The organism is Lagierella sp. ICN-221743, assembly GCF_037890055.1.
GTDB lineage: Bacteria > Bacillota > Clostridia > Tissierellales > Peptoniphilaceae > Mediannikoviicoccus.
In genome coordinates, this window is sequence record NZ_JBBKBD010000024.1 from 1 (window position 1) to 19423 (window position 19423).

The 19423-nt window shown below is 36.5% G+C and carries 11 protein-coding genes; all 11 read left to right on the forward strand.

All coding sequences use genetic code 11. The features are described from left to right. The coding region (locus tag WKS98_RS08970; RefSeq protein WP_243123086.1) for a Maff2 family mobile element protein at positions 1-100 on the forward strand (100 nt) is incomplete at its 5' end. 19 nt (positions 101-119) lie between these two features. Next, positions 120-983: a VirB6/TrbL-like conjugal transfer protein, CD1112 family gene (locus WKS98_RS08975; RefSeq protein WP_000466901.1), complete on the forward strand. Its 864-nt coding sequence runs from the start codon at positions 120-122 to the stop codon at positions 981-983. A 17-nt stretch (positions 984-1000) separates the two neighbouring features. After that, entirely contained in the window at positions 1001-1264 is a 264-nt protein-coding gene (locus tag WKS98_RS08980; protein ID WP_019117894.1) for a hypothetical protein, read from the forward strand. 3 nt (positions 1265-1267) lie between these two features. Then, positions 1268-1657: a PrgI family protein gene (locus WKS98_RS08985; protein WP_000332197.1), complete on the forward strand. Its 390-nt coding sequence runs from the start codon at positions 1268-1270 to the stop codon at positions 1655-1657. Beyond that, complete coding sequence (locus WKS98_RS08990) at positions 1569-3998, forward strand: VirB4-like conjugal transfer ATPase, CD1110 family (protein ID WP_065355196.1); 2430 nt, start codon at positions 1569-1571, stop codon at positions 3996-3998. The genes WKS98_RS08985 and WKS98_RS08990 overlap by 89 nt, the downstream gene beginning before the upstream one ends. Positions 3999-4002: 4 nt before the next feature. After that, entirely contained in the window at positions 4003-6162 is a 2160-nt protein-coding gene (locus WKS98_RS08995; protein WP_498918681.1) for a CHAP domain-containing protein, read from the forward strand. Between the two features lie 11 nt (positions 6163-6173). Continuing rightward, positions 6174-6410, forward strand: coding sequence for a conjugal transfer protein (locus tag WKS98_RS09000; RefSeq protein WP_498918683.1), 237 nt, complete (start codon positions 6174-6176; stop codon positions 6408-6410). Beyond that, entirely contained in the window at positions 6388-8574 is a 2187-nt protein-coding gene (locus tag WKS98_RS09005; protein ID WP_498918685.1) for a CD1107 family mobile element protein, read from the forward strand. The genes WKS98_RS09000 and WKS98_RS09005 overlap by 23 nt, the downstream gene beginning before the upstream one ends. A gap of 97 nt (positions 8575-8671) precedes the next feature. Further along, entirely contained in the window at positions 8672-10378 is a 1707-nt protein-coding gene (locus tag WKS98_RS09010) for a DNA topoisomerase 3 (protein WP_498918687.1), read from the forward strand. An 81-nt stretch (positions 10379-10459) separates the two neighbouring features. Then, positions 10460-11995, forward strand: a complete 1536-nt coding sequence (locus tag WKS98_RS09015; protein ID WP_003059715.1) for an AlbA family DNA-binding domain-containing protein — start codon at positions 10460-10462, stop codon at positions 11993-11995. An 84-nt stretch (positions 11996-12079) separates the two neighbouring features. Next, positions 12080-19423: helicase-like domain-containing protein (locus tag WKS98_RS09020; RefSeq protein WP_498918689.1), on the forward strand; the 7344-nt coding region annotated here is incomplete at its 3' end.

Sequence of the window (19423 nt, forward strand, 5' to 3'; positions counted from 1 at the left end):
GGGTGCAAAATCTCAGGGCATTAAGCAGCTTATGGCGGGAGGCGGTATCGTCTTAATCGGATTAAAGCTGATTCCGCTTCTTGCAAATGTACTCAAGTAAGAAGAAAAGGAGAAATTAAATGTTTGGGATATTCGACAAGATAGAGGAGTTTTTCAAAGATCTTCTACTGGGCGGTATCCAAGCAAACTTAGAGTCCATGTTTCTTGACATCAACGATAAAGTTGGTGCGATTGCAACGGATGTGGGAAAGACACCAATGGGGTGGAACGGACAGGTTTTCAGTTTTATTAAAAGCATTAACGATTCCGTCATTATCCCCATAGCAGGTCTAATTATAACGGCAGTCCTTTGTATCGAGCTTATTAATATGGTTATGCAAAAGAACAATATGCACGATACAGATACCTTTGAATTTTTCAAGTACATCATAAAGATGTGGATTGCCGTATGGTTAGTGTCCCATGCTTTTCAGTTTTCTATGGCAGTCTTTGATGTGGCACAGCACATGGTAAATAAAGCGGCAGGGGTAATTAACACCTCTGCCGTTATCTCCGGAGATCAGATTGTAACGATGGTAGAAGGCTTAAAAGATAAAGGTCTTGGAGAGCTTGTCATGATACTCTTTGAAACCTCGCTCATAAAGGTGGCAATACAGGTCATTTCCATTGTGATTATGCTTGTGGTATACGGCAGAATGTTTGAGATATATGTTTACTCATCCGTTTCAGCCATTCCTTTTGCCACAATGGGAAACAAAGAGTGGGGACAAATCGGAACTAACTATATCAAAGGCTTATTTGCCATAGGATTACAAGGACTCTTTTTAATGGTTTGTCTTGGAATATACGCAGTATTAGTTAAGACAATACAGATAACAGATATACACACAAGTACCTTTACGATACTTGGATATGCGGTTTTGCTGGGGTTAATGATGCTAAAGAGCGGAACACTGGCCAAAAGCGTATTAAATGCACACTAAAAGAAAGGAAATATATGATGAACAAAAGAAAAACAGTATTGATAGCAGTAGCAGTTGGAACAGGTATTTTGGCAGTGATGGATAGAATCAGGCTTCACAGCAAAGTGAATGACTTGGAAGAAAGAACAAAGGACATCGGTCGCTGCCACAATGATTTTTGTCTAATGCAGGAAAGATATAACAGAAGTACAAATGAACAGATAGAAAGTATTCAGGAAGAAATCGGCTCCGTATATGAGCATATAGAGGAGCTTTCAAAGGGTAAAGAAGATGGGAGGTAAGTTATGGCGTATGTACCTATCCCAAAAGACTTAAAGAAGGTAAAAACAAAGGTTGCATTTAACCTTACAAAAAGACAACTGATAGGTTTTACGATTGCAGGACTGATTGGAATACCAATCTATTTATTTATGCGAAAGGTCGTTCCAAATGATATAGCAGTCATCTTTCTCATTGTGTCCACTCTCCCTATATTTTTTATCACTCTTTTTGAAAAGGACGGACTTAGCTTTGAGAAATATTTTAAGTATATTTACCTTCACAAATTTTATCAGCCACAAAAAAGAGTGAGAAAGGAGGTTTACCTTGAAAGACAAAAGAAAGATTCAGCAGCTAAAGTTAGAACAAAACCAAAAGAAGTTAAGAAGTCAAAAACAGGACTTAAAGCAAAATAAGGGAAAGTCTAAAAAAGACAGGGGCGGATTACTTGACCTTATCTTTAGGAAAGAACCGAAAAGATACACTGTTGAAGATACCATTCCCTATCTTAGACTCTTAAAAAGCGGGATATGTCAGATTGATGAAAAGCATTTTAATAAGAGTATCGTCTTTGAGGATATAAACTATCAGCTTGCTTTAGAAGAAGATAGGGATTTGATTTTTAATCAGTTTGCAAATTTTCTTAATTCCTTTGATCCAAGTGTCAGCATAGAGTTTTCATATATTAATCAGCTTGGCAGAAATGAAGAAATGAAATCGGCAATTCAAATACCGGATAAAAAGGACGGGTTTGACGATATTCGCCTTGAGTTTAGAGAAATGCTGAAAAGTCAGATTGTAAAGGGAAATAACGGACTGAAAAAATCAAAGTATGTAACCTTTACAGTGGAAGCGGATAATTTAGAGCAGGCAACATCAAAACTGGAAAGACTGGAGATAGATATATTATCGAGTCTTAAAAGTATGGGAGTAAGAGCAGAAAGCCTGAACGGAGAGGAAAGGCTGAAGATACTTCATGATGTTTTAAATCCGAATAAGACCTTTGAATTTTCATATAAGGACTTAAAGAAGAAAGAAAGCACAAAGACATACATTGCTCCTGATGAATTTAACTTTACACCGTCAAGGTATTTTAAGTTTGGAAAATTTATCGGAGCAGCAAGTCATTTTCAAATCCTTGCAAGTGAGCTTTCAGACCGTATGCTTGCAGAGTTTTTGGATATAGACGATAACATCAATATCTCTTTTCATATCAAGGCAATCGAACAATCGGAAGCCATCAAGATGGTTAAAAGAAAAAATACCGATATTGACAAGATGAAGATTGAGGAAAACAAAAAGGCTGTAAGGTCGGGATATGATATGGACATTCTTCCAAGTGATTTAATTACCTATGGAGAAGATGTAAAAAGTCTTTTAAAAGACCTTCAGACAAGAGATGAAAGAATGTTTGTTGTAACCATTATCTTTATGAACTTTGCAAGGACAATCCAAAAGCTGGACAATACCATTTCTCAAATCAGCTCTATTGCCAATAAGCATAATTGCAAGTTAAAAAGGCTTGACCATTCCCAAGAGCAGGGCTTAATCAGTGTACTTCCTCTTGGGGTAAATAAGATTGAAATTGACAGAGGACTAACCTCATCATCTACGGCAGTATTTATGCCTTTTACCACAGAGGAGCTTTTCATAAATTCGGCGAACAGTTTGTATTATGGACTAAATGCCCTAAGTCATAACCTGATTATGGCAGATAGAAAGAAACTGAAAAACCCAAACGGTCTAATTCTCGGAACTCCGGGAAGTGGTAAGTCCTTTAGTGCAAAAAGAGAAATGGCAAATGCCATTCTTACAACGGATGATGATGTGATTATCTGCGATCCGGAAGGCGAGTACGGAAACCTTGTGCGTCAGTTTAAAGGAGAAGTCATAAAGGTTAGCAGTAAGTCAAAAGACTATCTAAATCCTTTAGATATAAATATGAACTATGGCGATGGGGATGCACCACTGAAAGATAAAGCAAACTTCATTATGTCGATGCTTGAATTAGTAGTTGGTGGTAGTGGTCTTACAGCAGAAGAAAAATCGGTTATAGATAGATGCCTACCTAAGATTTATGAAAAGTATTTTGAAAATCCAAAGCCTTGTAATATGCCCATTCTTCAAAACCTATATGATATGTTAAAAAATCAGGAAGAAAAAGTCGGAAAAAAACTGGCAACGGAAATGGAGATTTATGTAACAGGTTCTCTTAATGTATTTAACCATCAGTCCAATGTGGACTTAAATAAGCAGCTACTTTGTTTTGACATTAAGGAGTTAGGCTCGCAGCTTAAAAAAATTGGAATGCTCGTTATTCAGGATCAGGTATGGAATAAGGTATCGCAAAACAGAGGGAATAAGGCTACAAGGTACTATATCGACGAGTTTCATTTATTGTTAAAAGATGAGCAGACAGCTTCCTATTCCGTAGAAATTTGGAAAAGATTTCGTAAGTGGGGAGGAATCCCGACAGGTATTACACAAAATGTCAAAGACCTACTGATGAGTAAGGAAATTGAAAATATCTTTGATAATACGGACTTTGTGCTAATGCTTAATCAGGCTTCAGGCGATAGAGAAATTTTAGCAAGGAAACTTAAAATCTCACAGCCACAGCTAAAATATGTAACCAATTCCAATGCAGGAGAAGGACTTTTGTTCTTTGGAAATACCATTGTTCCTTTCCTTGATAAGTTCCCGAAAGACACAATCCTTTATCAGAAGATGACAACCAAGCCTGAAGAAGTGAGGTAGGCTTATGGGAAAGAAACTGAAAAAGGACTTTAAGGAAAGGCAAAGGGCAAGGATTGAAAAGGAAAGGCTGCAAAGTAATGGCAGTATAGAGCCTGAAGAAAGTAAGTTAAAGCATAATGATGATTACAGAGGAAAAATTGTCCATGATAAAGACCGATTTCAAGATAAGGTGCATGAGAAAACAATCAAAATGACCTCTGACATTGAACTGATTAGAGGTACTTCCAAAAGAAATGCAAAGTATAGAGCTTCGGATAAGGACAGCGTAGCTTCTGTAACTGAAACAGGAGGTGTAAGTCAAAAAGAAATCGGAAAAGCAGATTATGATACTGAGGTTAAAGATGGAAAAATCTATGATCCTTTAGGAAAAGACCTCGACAATGACGGGATTATAGACAGATATGACAATGACTTTAGGGATAGCGACTATTTTGAGTCAACCTATGATGTAGAGGACAACCTTCATCGTAAAGCAGAAGATACAAAAGGCTTTTCAAAAAGCCAAAAGGCTCAAAAGAAAAAATATAAGAAAAAAAACTATTCCGATAAGCTCTATACCAGAAAAAAGGACAAAGAAGCCAAAGAGGAAAAGGCGGACAGTAAAAAAAGCGGAAAAGAAGCCATTCTTGGTAGAGAAAAGAAAAACAGGATTTCTAAAGAACAGGAAAGAACTTTTAGGGATAAGGCTTCTAAAGTGTCCGCTTTATCAGGACTTGCCAAAGGAAGTGAAACCGTAAGAGATTATTTATCTCATGGAAGTGATGAAAATCAAGGGGTAGAGGCAGGAGAAAAAACAGCCGACACAAGCTCAAAACTCATTCATGGCATTAAGAACTATTCAGATAAGAAAAGAGCAAAAAAAGGATATGACCTTACGAATAAGGACTATAAAATCAGAAAGCGAAAATCCAAACTTGAATTTCGAGATGCCAAAGAGGAGCTAAAAAAGACACAGGAGTATCAAAAAGCAAATAACTTTAAGCGATTTCAAAAGCGAAAGCAGATGAAAGATTCCATTAAAAGGCAGAATAAGTCAAGGCTTAGAGATCGCATTAAGGAAGGGCTTATAGGAAGTCTTAAAAGTTCAAAGGAAGTTATATTAAGAAAAGCGAAGGGACTTATGATTATTTTCATAGGTCTTATTATTTTGGGAACTTTCTTTATCAACTTTGCAGGAACGGGAATGACAGGCTTTATGAACTCCACAAGTTCTGTTCTTACAACAAGCTATTTGTCAAAGCCAAATGTCCTAAATGAAATCAATCAGAACTTTTCCGCTATGGAAAGTGAGCTTCAAAACGAGGTTGATCATGTCAAAGAGAATTATCCCGGATATGACGAGTACATCCTAAATAACACAGAGTACATCGGTCATAATGTCCATGAGCTTTTATCCTACATTACATCAAGGTGCGGAGAAGTAAAGAATGTATCGGAAGTAAGCTCCGTATTAAATGAGCTTTTTAAGTCCATGTATGACCTTGAGTATAAGGAAAAAGTAGAAATCAGATACAGGACAGTTACAGAAACCTATACCGATGAAGATGGAAATGAATATACCGAAAGCCATGAAGAACCTTACGAGTACAAGAAACTCATTGTAACCCTTCATAAAAGGGAAATGGACAGTATCATCAGAGAAGTCTTTGCGAACTATCCTGATAATCTGAAACACTATGAAGCCTTATTCCTTGCTCAAGGCAATATGGGAGAAGCCTTTGGCAATAGCGATCTGATTGCTTCAAATGGAGGTATTGGAGGTGGAAAAGAGTATGAGGCTTCTACGGAAGTTCAAAAGAAGATTGTAAATGCTGCATACATTACGCCATCTCCGGGTGCAGGCTGGTGTGCTATGTGGGTATCGCAGGTCTATCAAAATGCAGGACTTGGATATATCGGAGGAAATGCCTGTGATATGTACCGAAACTACACCTTTACATCAGATAAATCAAAACTCAAGGTAGGAATGCTTGTTGCAGTTGAAAGCAGTAGTAGCGGAAGTACAGCAGGACTTACCTATGGTCATGTAGGAATTTATATAGGCGATGGCAAAGTTATGGATAATATTGGACGAATAAGAGTAACCACTATAGACAATTGGATTGCGTCTTTCTGCAAACATCATCCCGTAGGATTTGGATTTCCACCAAACGTAACGAAATAGGAGGTAACAATGTGAAACGAGAATTAACGTTAGTGAAAAATAAAATAAAAAAGTTGAAGGATAAAAAGGCTCTGATTGATGAAGAATTGGAGCCTTTGTTCATTCGTGAAGAAGAACTTGAAAACGAAGAAATTATTGCCATTTTCAGAAAGAATAACATTACAATTTCTGATCTGATGGCAAAGGTAAACAGAGAAAAAGCAGAAGTGAAAAAGGAGAAAACAAATGAAAACCAGTTTGAAAAATAAAAGAATTACAGCCATTGTTGTAGCTTTTGCCCTCTTAATGGGTGGAGTTTTAGGGGTGTTAAAAGTTGGTGCAAAGACAGTATTTGCGTCAAATGAACCGCCTGAAAAGTATGAAACATATTATGAACTGAAATTTGAGGATCATACTTCAGATGACACCTTTAGAGGATTTTATTATTTCGGAAAAGAAAATAAAGAAGGTCAGCCATTGAACTTTAAGTTTTCCTTATCAAAATCCTTTGAAGAAAAGGGCGGTGTAGTTGTCGATAAGTATAATGAAACCTTTACCAATGAGAACATGGACAAGGAAAATGAGTTAGATGATCTAAGATATATGACAAAGAAAACTTATCCTTATTATCGAATTCATAATGTAGGGACAGGTGCTTTTACAAGTATCGTTTCTCCAAGAGATAAAGATAATTACTATATTGGAGATATTACAGAAAATGCAGAAGAACGAACTGTAAAAGGAAAGAAAGCAAATGTCATTGTCTATACCTGCCCTGTTCTACAGTTAAATAGAAATATTGAGAAAGTAACAGTTGACTATGAGGGAGAGCTTAAAGAGGAAACAAAGAACGCTATTATTGGCAGAGTAAAAGAAGCAAATCCCAATATCAACAATGTAAAAGAAATCAAGATTGTTAAAGACAAGCTGATTATTGAAACATGGAATAGATTTCATACCGGTGTACCATACCTTGAATTACCTTTAGAGAATTTATATAAGAGGGTAGCGAATGCGTCAGCTCAAACAGACAATAAGGATACAAAGGATCAGGAAAGTCAGACAAAAAGTGAAGTAAAGGTCAAATATCAATATCAGGATGGAAAGGTATATAAGGAGTATTCAGCTTATTTTGATAAAAATCAGGTGATTGACGCTTCTGATCTTGAAATGCTTCCGGATAATATGAGCTTTAATGACGCTTTTGTAAACTATACAGTAAAAGGAGATGGAAGCGATAGTATTATCCGAATTGTAAAGAAGTTAGAAAGTAATGCTCAGACGCAGACGGAAAAGCCAAAAACAGAAGATAAGGGAACTCAAACAGAGCTTAGCAAAGATGATATTTCCAAAATGGAAAAGGAATCTAAGGAACTTCAGGAAAAACTTGATAAGCTAAATCAGGAGATTAAGGACAAGGATAAATTAAGCGACAAGCAAAAGGAGAAAATCAAAGACCTTGAGGAAAAAATAGATAAGCTGAAGGAAAAACTTGAAAAGGGCAAAGACGATAAGGATTTATCGGCGGATATGAAAAAGGAGATTGAGAAGCTAACTGAGAAAATTAAGGAGCTTGAGAAAAAGACGAATGAGGTTGGCAAGGCTACAGTTACGCATAATCCTACTGTAACACCAATCAGCCCTATCTCCGGAATGAAAACAGGAACAGGAAACTTTCCTCAAACATCTGTAAGTGATACGGGTAAAGGCTCATCATCACAGGATAATACAGGAAAGATTACAAAGGACACAAATATTGGTAAGAATAATGACAAAGAAAAAGAAGTTCGTTATCCCAATAAGCTGACACCGAAACAGCCCGCTAATAATGGTAGTCAGGATTCTTCATTAGATGGTTCAAGTAAGAATGTAAATACCAATAAAGGAGTTGCGTCAGCACCATCAAAGGCAAGAGGAACTGTTACGGAAAATAAGGATAATGCGAACAAGGATTATCCAATACACCATAATGACAGTAAAGATAATAAAGAAACGGATATGTATTCAGCGGATGCAAGACAGTTTGTTACCTTTACTACTAAGAATGGCAAGACCTTTCATTTAATCATCAATCACGATGAGGATAGCGAAAATGTCATGCTCCTAACAGAAGTATCCGAAGATGATCTTCTTAATATGGTTGAAAAGAAAGAAGCTCCAAAACAGGAAATTACAAAGGAAGAACCTGAAAAAGAAGAACCTAAGCCAGTAAAAAAAGAAGAAAGCAGCAATATGGGAACCTACTTAATTCTCATTCTTGTAGTAGCAGGAGCATTAGGTGCAGGATATTATTTCAAGGTCGTTAAGAAAAAAGAAGATAAGGAGCTTGAAGGCTTTGAGGAGGAAGATGATGATTTCTTTTCAGAGGCAGAAGAAAGTGAAAATGAAGTAGATGAAACAGAAACAGAAGATAAAGAAGATGAATTGGAATAAATTTGCACCCAAAACTATACAATATTTGGTGCAAAAGACAGGGCGGGAGAGTAACATCTTCCGCCCTATTATTTTGAAAAACAGGAGGAAAAAATAGATGAATTTAGTAATTGCTGAAAAGCCAAGTGTTGCAATTTCTATTGCAAAAGTGATCGGAGCAACAAAGAAGAAAGACGGATATTATGAAGGAAACGGATATAAGGTAAGCTGGTGTGTTGGACATTTAATTAAAATGGCAAATCCGGAAAGCTATGATGAAAAGTATGCTAAGTGGAATATGGCGGATTTACCGATTATTCCAAAGGAATATAAGTATGAGATTGCAAAGTCCACAAAGAAACAATTTACGATTCTTAAAAAGCTGATGAATGATAAGGATATAGACATCGTGATAAATGCCTGCGATGCAGGGCGTGAAGGAGAAGCCATCTTCAGGCTTGTATATAATCAGGCAAATTGTAAAAAGAGAATGAAGCGTCTTTGGATTTCATCAATGGAAGATAGTGCCATAAAAGAGGGCTTTGATAACCTAAAAGATGGAAGTTCTTACGATAATCTATTTGAGTCTGCACAAGCAAGAGCAATAGCAGATTGGCTTGTGGGAATGAATTTAAGCAGACTGTATTCGTGTCTATACAAGCAAAATTACAGTGTGGGCAGAGTTCAAACACCTACCCTTTCCATGATTGTAAATAGAGATGATGAGATAGCAAATTTTAAGAAAGAAAAATATTATACAGTGGAATTAAGCCTTAATGGCTTTACACTATCAACAGATAGAATTGATGATGAAATAACAGCGGAACAGCTCTTAAATTTAGTAGGCGATAAGATAGAAATTACCGATGTTATTCAAAAGGAAAAGATAACAAAGCCTGAGCTGCCATTTGACCTTACAACACTTCAAAGAGAGTGCAATAAATATTTTGGATACTCAGCTAAGCAGACACTTGATTATGCTCAAAGTCTTTACGAAAAGAAACTGATTACCTATCCAAGAACAGACAGCAGATGCCTTACTGAAGATATGATTGTAAGTACGGTTAATAACATTTTAGGAAAGAATGATTTTGACACAGGGCGTATCAAGACGGTATTTAATTCTAAAAAGGTTACAGATCATCATGCTATTATCCCGACAATCAGTTCCTTAAAAGAAGATGTTTCAGAACTTCCTTTAAGTGAAGCTAAAGTTTACTTCCTTATATCCGATAAATTCCACGCAAGTGTGGGCTATCCTTTAGTGGAAAGCACAACGAAGATTGTAGCTGAATTTGATAGCTTTACTTTTATAAGCTCAGGCAAGACAATTAAAGATGAAGGTTTTACAAAATATCTTAAAGAATATAAGTCTAAGAAAAATGAAGATGTGGCACTTCCTGATGTGAACATTGGTGATGTATTGAGCATTGAAAACAAAGAAATAAAAGAAAAGTATACAACATCACCGAAACACTTTACTGAAGATACTCTTCTTAAATCTATGGAGCTTGCAGGAAATTATGCACTTGAAAAAGGAGTAGAGGTTGAGCGAAAAGGACTTGGAACACCTGCAACAAGAGCAGGGATTATTGAAAATCTGATTTTCAAGGGATTTGTAGAAAGAGATAAAAAGAACCTTATTGCTACACATAAGGGAATCAGCCTTATAACGATTGTAGCCGATACTTTTAAATCGGCAGAAACAACAGCAAAGTGGGAAATGGAGTTATCGGATATTGCACAGGGAAAATCTTCAAAGAAAGAATTTTTAGAGGCGATTGAAAATGAGATAAAAGAAGTAGTTTCAACTTATAGCAAGTAAAACACTACCAATTTCAAGGTGGAAAAAATGCCCTAAAAATGCTATAATATAATAATAGATTTTTTGAAAAGAGGAGGTATTATGCAGCTTTTAGATATAAAGAGAATGGCTCATAACATTCTTGAAAACCAAAATATAGAAAGCAGTTTTATTGAATATAAAAAGTCGGCAAATTTTAAAGATAAAATTCTAAAAACTGCTTGTGCCTTTGCCAACAATTATATGAACAATGAGATTGGTTTGTTGTTTGTCGGTATAGAGGAAGTAGATGATAAAGAAACCGGTGATAAGGCAATTCCCAAGAGACCGATTGAAGGGGTAGCAGAATCAAAACTTGAAGGCATTGAAAATGAATTAAAATCACTTCTTTCCAACATTCATCCTAAAATCACCTATCATATTATTTCAGATACGATTGATGATATGTATTATATCGTTGTTGCTGTTGAAAGCACTTCAGGTGGACCGTTTCAGACAAGTGAAAAGGCAGAAAAAGACAAAAATATCAGATTAAAGGCAGGAAGATATATCAGAGTCGGGAGAGATTCAAGACTTCCTAACCCTACGGAAGAATTTGAGTTATTAAAGAAATTTGCAGGCTTTTCTTTTAGCTCTAACCTCAATGATACAGCAACCATAGATGACTTAAGCTATGAGTATATGAAAGAGTATCTGCTTCAAACGGGAGCGAAAAAAGATATTAGAGAGATGTCCAAACTTGATATGGCAAAGAGTATGGGACTTGTAAGTGAAAGTGAGTACGGAGGTTATAGAGCCAAGAATTTTGCTGTGCTTATGTTTGCAGAAACACCAAATAAATTTATTCCAAATGCCCATGTTGAAGTTATAAGAGAAATTGACGGAACGGATAAAATGGAATCAAAAAGATTTGATGGGCCTGTTTGGATACAAGCAAAACAAGTCAGCAAGTATTTTGAAGATAATATCATGGCTTCATATACAATAAGGGAAGCTGATAAAATCGAGCATAAAATTATCTTTAACTATCCGCTTACAGCATTTGAGGAGCTTGCTACAAATGCTATCTTACACAAGGAATATGATACGCCTGAGTATGTAGGTATCTATATATACAAAGACAGAATTTCTTTTGTGAACCATAATAGACCACTCCCGCCGGTAACAATCGAAGCACTTAATAGAGATAGAAGTTTTGATAGAAGGCAATATCTTAATAAAGAGCTGAAAGATATGTTCTTTTCCCTTAACTTAATAGAGTCTTACGGTTCAGGCATAAGGCGTGCGAAAGATGCGCTATTTGAAAATGACTCTCCTGAGCTTAAATTTTATCCGGAGAATGAAGAAGATAACTATACAAATGCAGTTATGGGGATCAATGTTGAATTTTTGAAAGAGTTTAATGGTAGCACTACTAAAGAAACTACCAAAGAAACTACCAAAGAAAAAGGTAGTATTCAAGCTCAGATAGTTAAACTTATGGAGAGCAATCCAAATATTACTGCTGAACAAATTGCTGAAGAAATACAAGATATTACAGCAGATGGAGTCCGCTATCATATAAGAAACCTAAAAGCTCATGGAATCATAGAAAGAGAAGGTTCTACGAAAGCTGGTAAATGGGTAGTGATAAAATAGAAGTAAACAAACACACAGAATTCAAAGGTGATTAGAGTAAAATCTAACCGCCTTTTTTGTTTGTAAAAAAAGAAGGAGGTAAACATGCGAATAAATGATTTTCATAACATTTTGGAGCTAATAAAACAAGATGTTCTGCAGAGTGAAGCAGAGTATCTGAAGCTCTTAAAAGTTGTAGGCAATAATCAAAGATACGATTTTAGAAGCCAGTTAAGTATTTATGATAAAAATCCTGAAGCGACAGCTTGTGCCAAGTTTGACTATTGGAGAGAACACTTTAACCGAACTGTCATGCGAGGTCAGAAAGGTATCCCCATTTTAGAGGACTATGGCACATATAAAAAGGTGGACTATATCTTTGACATAACTCAGACTGTTTCCAAAAACAGAGATGTCAATGAGGTAAATCTTTGGAGATTTGATAAAGAAGCTCATAGAGATGTATTAAAAGAAATGATAAAAGCTGAAGGCTATGAAGAAAGTGAAAGCACCTTAGAAAATATCTTTTCTTTAAGTAGGCTCTACGGAGATGAAAAAGTAGATAGCTTGATGAATGAACTTAGAATATCTGATGAGGACAGAATATCCTTTACCAAGTTTGCAAGGGACTCAGTGAGTTATGCAGTAGCTTCAAGATTTAAGTTAGACTATCCTATGGATAAGGAGCTGTTAAGGGAAAATTTTGCAATGCTTGACAGCATTTCTCTTATGAGTCTTGGAGAAATGGTATCGGATATTAGCGGAACAGTCATTGATGCAACCATTCAAAAAAGCAAAGAGTTAGAGCTTCAAAAAGAAGTTTTAAGAGGTAAAGAAGCAGGATATAATAAAATAAAAGAAGAATTAGAGGAGGTAGAAGAAAATGTACTTCGACGAGATGGTCAGGAAAGAATTAGTGAAAACGAGCGAATTTTCCGAAATGGAGAGTACGGACGAGATAATAGAGAAAATCAAAGAGAATACACTGAATCAGTTAGAGGAACAGGAGGACTTCATCAAGGAATATCCGAATCCGGTGTACGCAGTGATGAGACTGGATTATCTTTCAAGCAGCGAGGAGCAGAGCAACTTCGAGATGTTAGTGGATCTATACAAGGAGAAGAAGCTGATAGGACACCTGATGGATACTCAGAAACAGGCGATAGAGTTTATGAGAGCAGAGAAGCCGAAACTGATGATGGCTTGGAAGATAGAGGACGAGAGCCATCCACAGTACAAAGCGATGATTTCAGCCCTCAAAGAAATGACAATCAAGGAGATAGTGGAAATCTAAAAGAAAATACGGATAAAGAGATAAGAGAAGCTGACAAGGCTTCTTTTTCTTTACCCGAAAAAAACTCAGGACAGATTAAACTTACAATACCTCTTACTCAAAATGATATTGACAGTATTCTTGTAAACGGCGGAAACCATGAGGGCGAAAGACTTCCTATCATTGCTGAATTTTCCAAAGGAAAAACAGTAGAAGAATTAGGAGAATACCTTAAAGATACCTTTAGAGGTGGAAACGGATTTTACATTGATGAAAGAGAAGTATCTTCCTGGTATTCGGATAAAGGCATTCATTTAGCTTATGGAACTTCTGCAAGAGAAGATATGACGCAAATTTTAAGCTGGAGTGATGCTGCAAGAAGAATCAATGAGCTTTTGGAAAATGGAGAGTTTGCTACAAATGTAGAGCTTTTAGAAGCACAGGACTATGAAAGAGATAGAGTGTCAGAATCGCTATGGTATCTATATCACGATTTAAGCGAAGAAGGAAAAGCACAGGGATATTTTGACTTTATAGAAAGAGGTGGTGGCTTTCCGGAAGAAACAAGACAATTATCGGAAGCTCTTAAAAATCCTGACTATCTAAAAAATGTTATTTCCGAGTACAGTCGCTTTTTGAAAGGATATAGAGAAAACAAAGATGTACTAAGATTTCATTATCACAAGGTAGATAGCCTTTATAAAAAATTGCAGGAGCTTGAACTTCCGAGAAAGGAATATACTTCTAACTTAACCGAACTTCCAAAGGTACATGGCTTTATTACAGAAGATGAAGTCCTTGCTACGATTTCAAGGGGAAGTGGAGTCGATAAGGGAAAAGAGCGAATTACTAAGTTTTTCAAAGAAAATCATACCTTGCAGGAAAAAGCAAATTTCTTAAAAGATGAGTATGGAATCGGAGGTCATTCTCATGCTGTTTCAGGAGCAAAGGGAAGTGATGAATGGCACGATGCAAAGGGACTTAAATTACAGAAGAATCATTGTAACGATGTATTTCTTACATGGTCAAATGTAGCAAAGCATATAGATGAGCTGCTTTCTAAAAATCTTTATCTTGAAGAAAAAAATATTGAAAGCAAGGTAGAGATAGAAGAACAAAAAGAATCAAGTTATTACTCTAAAGACGATTCAAATAATCTAATGACTGATGAAATGCTTGAGCGAGTGCCTGAGCTTTATGCACAGGAAGATGTAGCCTTAGCAGACAAACAGGTTCATGCAGCATACATTATTCCATTTAGAAGTAACTGGACTTGGTATATGACGGAATATGACAGGGAAAGTAAAGAGGCTTTTGGACTTGTTTTAGGTATCGAACCGGAATGGGGATATTTTAATCTTGAGGAGTTAAAGGAATTAAATGCCCAAAGACTTGTTTTAGAGGATTTTCCAAAGACCTTTAGAGAACTGAAAGACAGTGAACTTAAAAAGCAGATGGATGAACAGGAGCTTCATCATGTCTTTAACGGAGAGCTAAGTTTTGAGGAGAATAATATAAAGCTTGAAGCACCTGAAGAAGTAGAAGAAAGCATACAAGCAGAACCTTTTCAGGCTTCCTTATTTGATTATCTAAAGGAAAGAGAAGAAGTAGAGCTTAATGAAAAAGAGGAAAGTTTTTCAGATGAGTTTGCAGTTAAAGAAGGCGATACCGTCTATTTTAATCATGAGGAGTACAAAGCAAGAGAGATTTCTAAAAATCAAATCACAGGAAGAAATGATTTGTGGCTTGATCCTGTAAGGCAAGGTAATCATCAAATTCCGATTATATCCTTTACAGATGATGAGGATTTATTAAGACAAGTAAATCTTGAAAGAACTGTATTTATCATCGGTGATGAAGTGAAGTACAAGGGAAAAGACTGTACTATCACAAGATTTGATGATATGGGAAATAATCTAAAGACGGTAACGGTTAAGGACAATACAGAATATCTTGGCGGTATGATAACAGGCTCCGATGTGATTCCTTATCGTCTTGAAAGCGACCTTGAGAGGATATTTGAACATCTGACATATCAGAGTCCTGAAAAGACAACTGAAGAAATTGAAATAAAGAAAGCTGAGGCTCATAACTTCCAAATTAAAGAAGAAACGCTACCTGACAAGTTATCTCCAAGTGAGAGATTAAACAATAACCTTGAAGCAATCTCGATGTTAAATCGAATTGAAAGAGGTGAGAGAGATTTAGATATTACCGCTCAGGAAGTTTTAGCAAGGTATGTAGGCTGGGGAGGACTTGCTGATGTATTCGATGAAGAAAAAGGCGGACAGTGGAAAGAAGCGAGGAGCTTTCTAAAAGAGAACTTATCTCAGGCAGAATATGAAGCTGCAAGAGAATCTACTTTAACGAGCTTTTATACACCGAAAACAGTGATTGACGGAGTGTATAAGACGCTTTCGGATATGGGATTTAAACAGGGGAACATTTTAGAGCCAAGTATGGGAATAGGGAACTTTATAGGCAATATCCCTGATGAAATGAATAAGTCTAAGTTTTATGGTGTAGAGCTTGACTCTGTAAGCGGTCGAATTGGAAAGCTGTTATACCCTGAAAGTGATATACAGATTAAGGGGCTTGAAGAAACTTCCTTCTCCAATAACTTCTTTGATGCGATTATCGGCAATGTACCCTTTGGAGAATATAAGGTAAATGACAGGGAATATAACCGAAATAACTTTCTTATTCACGATTATTTCTTTGCCAAGTCCATTGATAAAGTAAGAAACGGCGGTATTATCGCATTTATTACATCAAGTGGAACGATGGATAAAAAGGACGAAAGTGTAAGACGCTACCTTGCAGCAAGAGCAGAGTTTTTAGGAGCGATAAGACTTCCGAACGATACCTTTAAGGGCGTAGCAGGAACAGAAGTAACCTCAGATATTATCTTCCTAAAGAAAAGGGACAGTATCAGAGAAAGGGATGAGGGCTGGATTCACCTTGCTGAAGATGAAAACGGGCTTTTATATAACAAATACTTTGTTGATCATCCTGAACAGGTGCTTGGTTCTATGGAAGAAATATCCGGGAGATTTGGGAATACAATAGCTTGCCTGCCAAAAGAAAACACAGACTTAAAGGAGCTACTGACAAAAGCAAGCGAAGAAATCTCTAAAAATGCTAATTATGAAGAAATAGAGCTACTTGATGATGAAATAACTTCTATCCCTGCAACCGATGATGTAAAGAACTTCTCATATACCTTAATTGATGATGAAGTCTATTACAGAGAAAATTCGCTCTTTATTAGAAAGGAAGTATCAGACAAGAATAAAGAAAAAATCAAGGATTACCTTGAGCTGAATGCTGCCTTAAAAGATGTTATTTACAAACAGAAAGAAGATTTTTCAGATGATGAAGTAAAGAAAGCTCAGGAAAAACTAAATGAAATTTATGACAGCTTTTCTAAGAAGCATGGATATGTCAATAACCTTTCTAATACCAGAGCCTTAAAAGAGGATAGCAACTTCCCGCTTGTTTCTTCCATTGAAATACTTGACGAAGAAGAAAACTTCAAAGCAAAGGGAGATATTTTCTCCAAGCGAACAATCACAAAGGCGAAGGTTATCGACCATGTAGACACTTCCCTTGAAGCTCTTGTTTTATCGGTATCAGAAAAAGGATATGTGGATTTTGAGTATATGGGAAGCCTTACAGATAAAGACAGACCGACTTTGATAGAAGAACTTAGAGGGGAAATCTATCTAAACATCAGAGAAGAACAAAACTTTTATAGACCATTATCTTTTAACCTTGAAGATGGAGATCTACCTTTTGCCTGTGCAAACGGCAGTAATTCATATAAGTACGGCTATGTAACAAAGGATGAGTATCTAAGCGGAAATATTAGAGATAAGATTGCTATTGTAGACAGCTACCTTGCAAAGTTAAGACAAACCGAAAGAGAGTTGCCTCATCTTGGCTATGCGGAAGATGGCAAAGAAAAAGAGCTGATAAGTTATGAGATGAACCGTTTGGAATATCAAAAGGCAGAGCTTACAAAAGTTCTTCCAAAGGAACTTGAAGCAAGTGAAATCAATGTAAGACTCGGAGCTACTTGGATACCGAATAAGGATATTGAAAAATTCATCTTTGAAACACTGAAAACTCCGGGATATGCCAAATGGGATATTAAGGTTAAATTTTCAAATCTGACAAGTGAATGGAATGTTGAAGGAAAGAGCAGGGACAGAGGAAATGACCTTGCAGAGATGACATACGGAACCTCAAGGGTAAATGCCTATAAACTGATTGAAGATGCTCTAAATTTAAAAGAAACAAAGGTATTTGACCAGATTGTAAATCCGGACGGCTCGAAAACTTCTGTATTAAATAAAAAGGAAACGCTTCTTGCAGGGCAGAAACAGGAGCTTCTAAAAGAAGAATTTAAGAACTGGATATTTAGCGACCAAGAACGTAGAAACAGGCTTGTAAAGTTATATAACGAGCGTTTTAACTCTATCCGTAACAGAGAATATGATGGAAGCAAGCTCTCCTTTGAGGGAATGACCACAGAAATTGATTTAAGACCTCATCAAAGAAATGCCATAGCAAGAAGCCTTTATGGAGGAAATACCCTTCTTGCTCATGTAGTAGGAAGCGGTAAGACCTTTGAAATGGTGGCATCTGCGATGGAAAGTAAAAGGCTTGGAATGTGCAGTAAGTCCTTGTTTGTTGTCCCCAATCACTTAACAGGTCAAATTGGTCGTGAGTTTATGCAGCTTTATCCGTCAGCTAACATTATGGTTGCAGATAAGAAAGACTTTGAGCCGAAAAACAGAAAAAGATTTATCGGAAGAATTGCCACAGGAGAGTATGATGCCGTTGTAATCGGGCATACACAGTTTGAAAAAATCCCGATGAGTAAGGAATATCAGGAGAAGCATATCCAAGATCAGATTGATGAAATTATAAACTATGTGGAGGAATATAAGCATGACAGAAATCAGAATTTTACCGTAAAGCAACTTGAAAAAACAAAGAAAAAACTGGAAACAAGGCTTGAGAAATTAAATGATGATTTTAAGAAAGACGATGTCATCACCTTTGAAGAATTAGGTGTAGATAAGCTCTTTATTGACGAGGCACATAATTACAAAAATCTCTACCTTTATACAAAAATGAGAAATGTTGCAGGTATTGGGCAGTCTGAAGCCTTTAAGTCCTCCGATATGTTTATGAAGTGCCGATATATGGATGAAATGACTGGTGGGAAAGGAGTGGTCTTTGCAACAGGAACGCCTGTAAGTAATTCTATGACAGAGCTTTATACCATGCAAAGGTATCTTCAGTATGATAGCCTTAAAAAGAATGGACTGGAGCATTTTGACTCATGGGCTTCCACTTTTGGAGAAACACAAAGCTCCTTTGAATTATCTCCTGAAGGTACAGGATATAGGGTAAAAACAAGATTTTCAAAGTTCTATAACCTTCCTGAACTAATGTCGATGTTTAAGGAAGTTGCTGATATTCAGACTGCGGATATGCTTAACCTTCCAACACCTGAAGCTAACTATGAGGTTATTAAGACGGAGCCTTCTGAAGAACAAAAGGAAATCCTAAAGAGCCTTTCTGAAAGAGCAGATGATGTCAGAAATAGGGTTGTAGAGCCTGACGAAGATAATATGCTAAAGATTACCAATGACGGTAAGAAACTTGCCTTAGATCAGCGTTTAATCAATCCTCTGCTTCCTGATAATCCTGATAGCAAGGTCAATGTATGCGTGAAAAATGTATTTGCTATTTGGGATAAGACAAAAGAAAACAGGTCAACACAGCTACTTTTTTCCGATATGTCCACTCCAAAAGGAGATGGAGAATTTAACATCTATGATGATATTAGAGAAAAACTTGTGGCAATGGGCATACCAAAAGAAGAAATCGCCTTTATCCATGAAGCTAATTCCGATAAGCAAAAAGATGAACTCTTTGCGAAAGTAAGAAAAGGAGAAATCCGTATCTTAATGGGTTCAACGCAGAAGATGGGAGCCGGAACGAATGTGCAAAACAAGCTGATTGCTTTGCATGACCTCGATGTGCCTTGGCGTCCTGCCGACTTAGAGCAAAGGGCAGGAAGAATTGTAAGACAGGGAAACGAAAATGAGAAAGTAAATATCTATCGTTATGTTACAGAAAACACATTTGATGCGTATTTA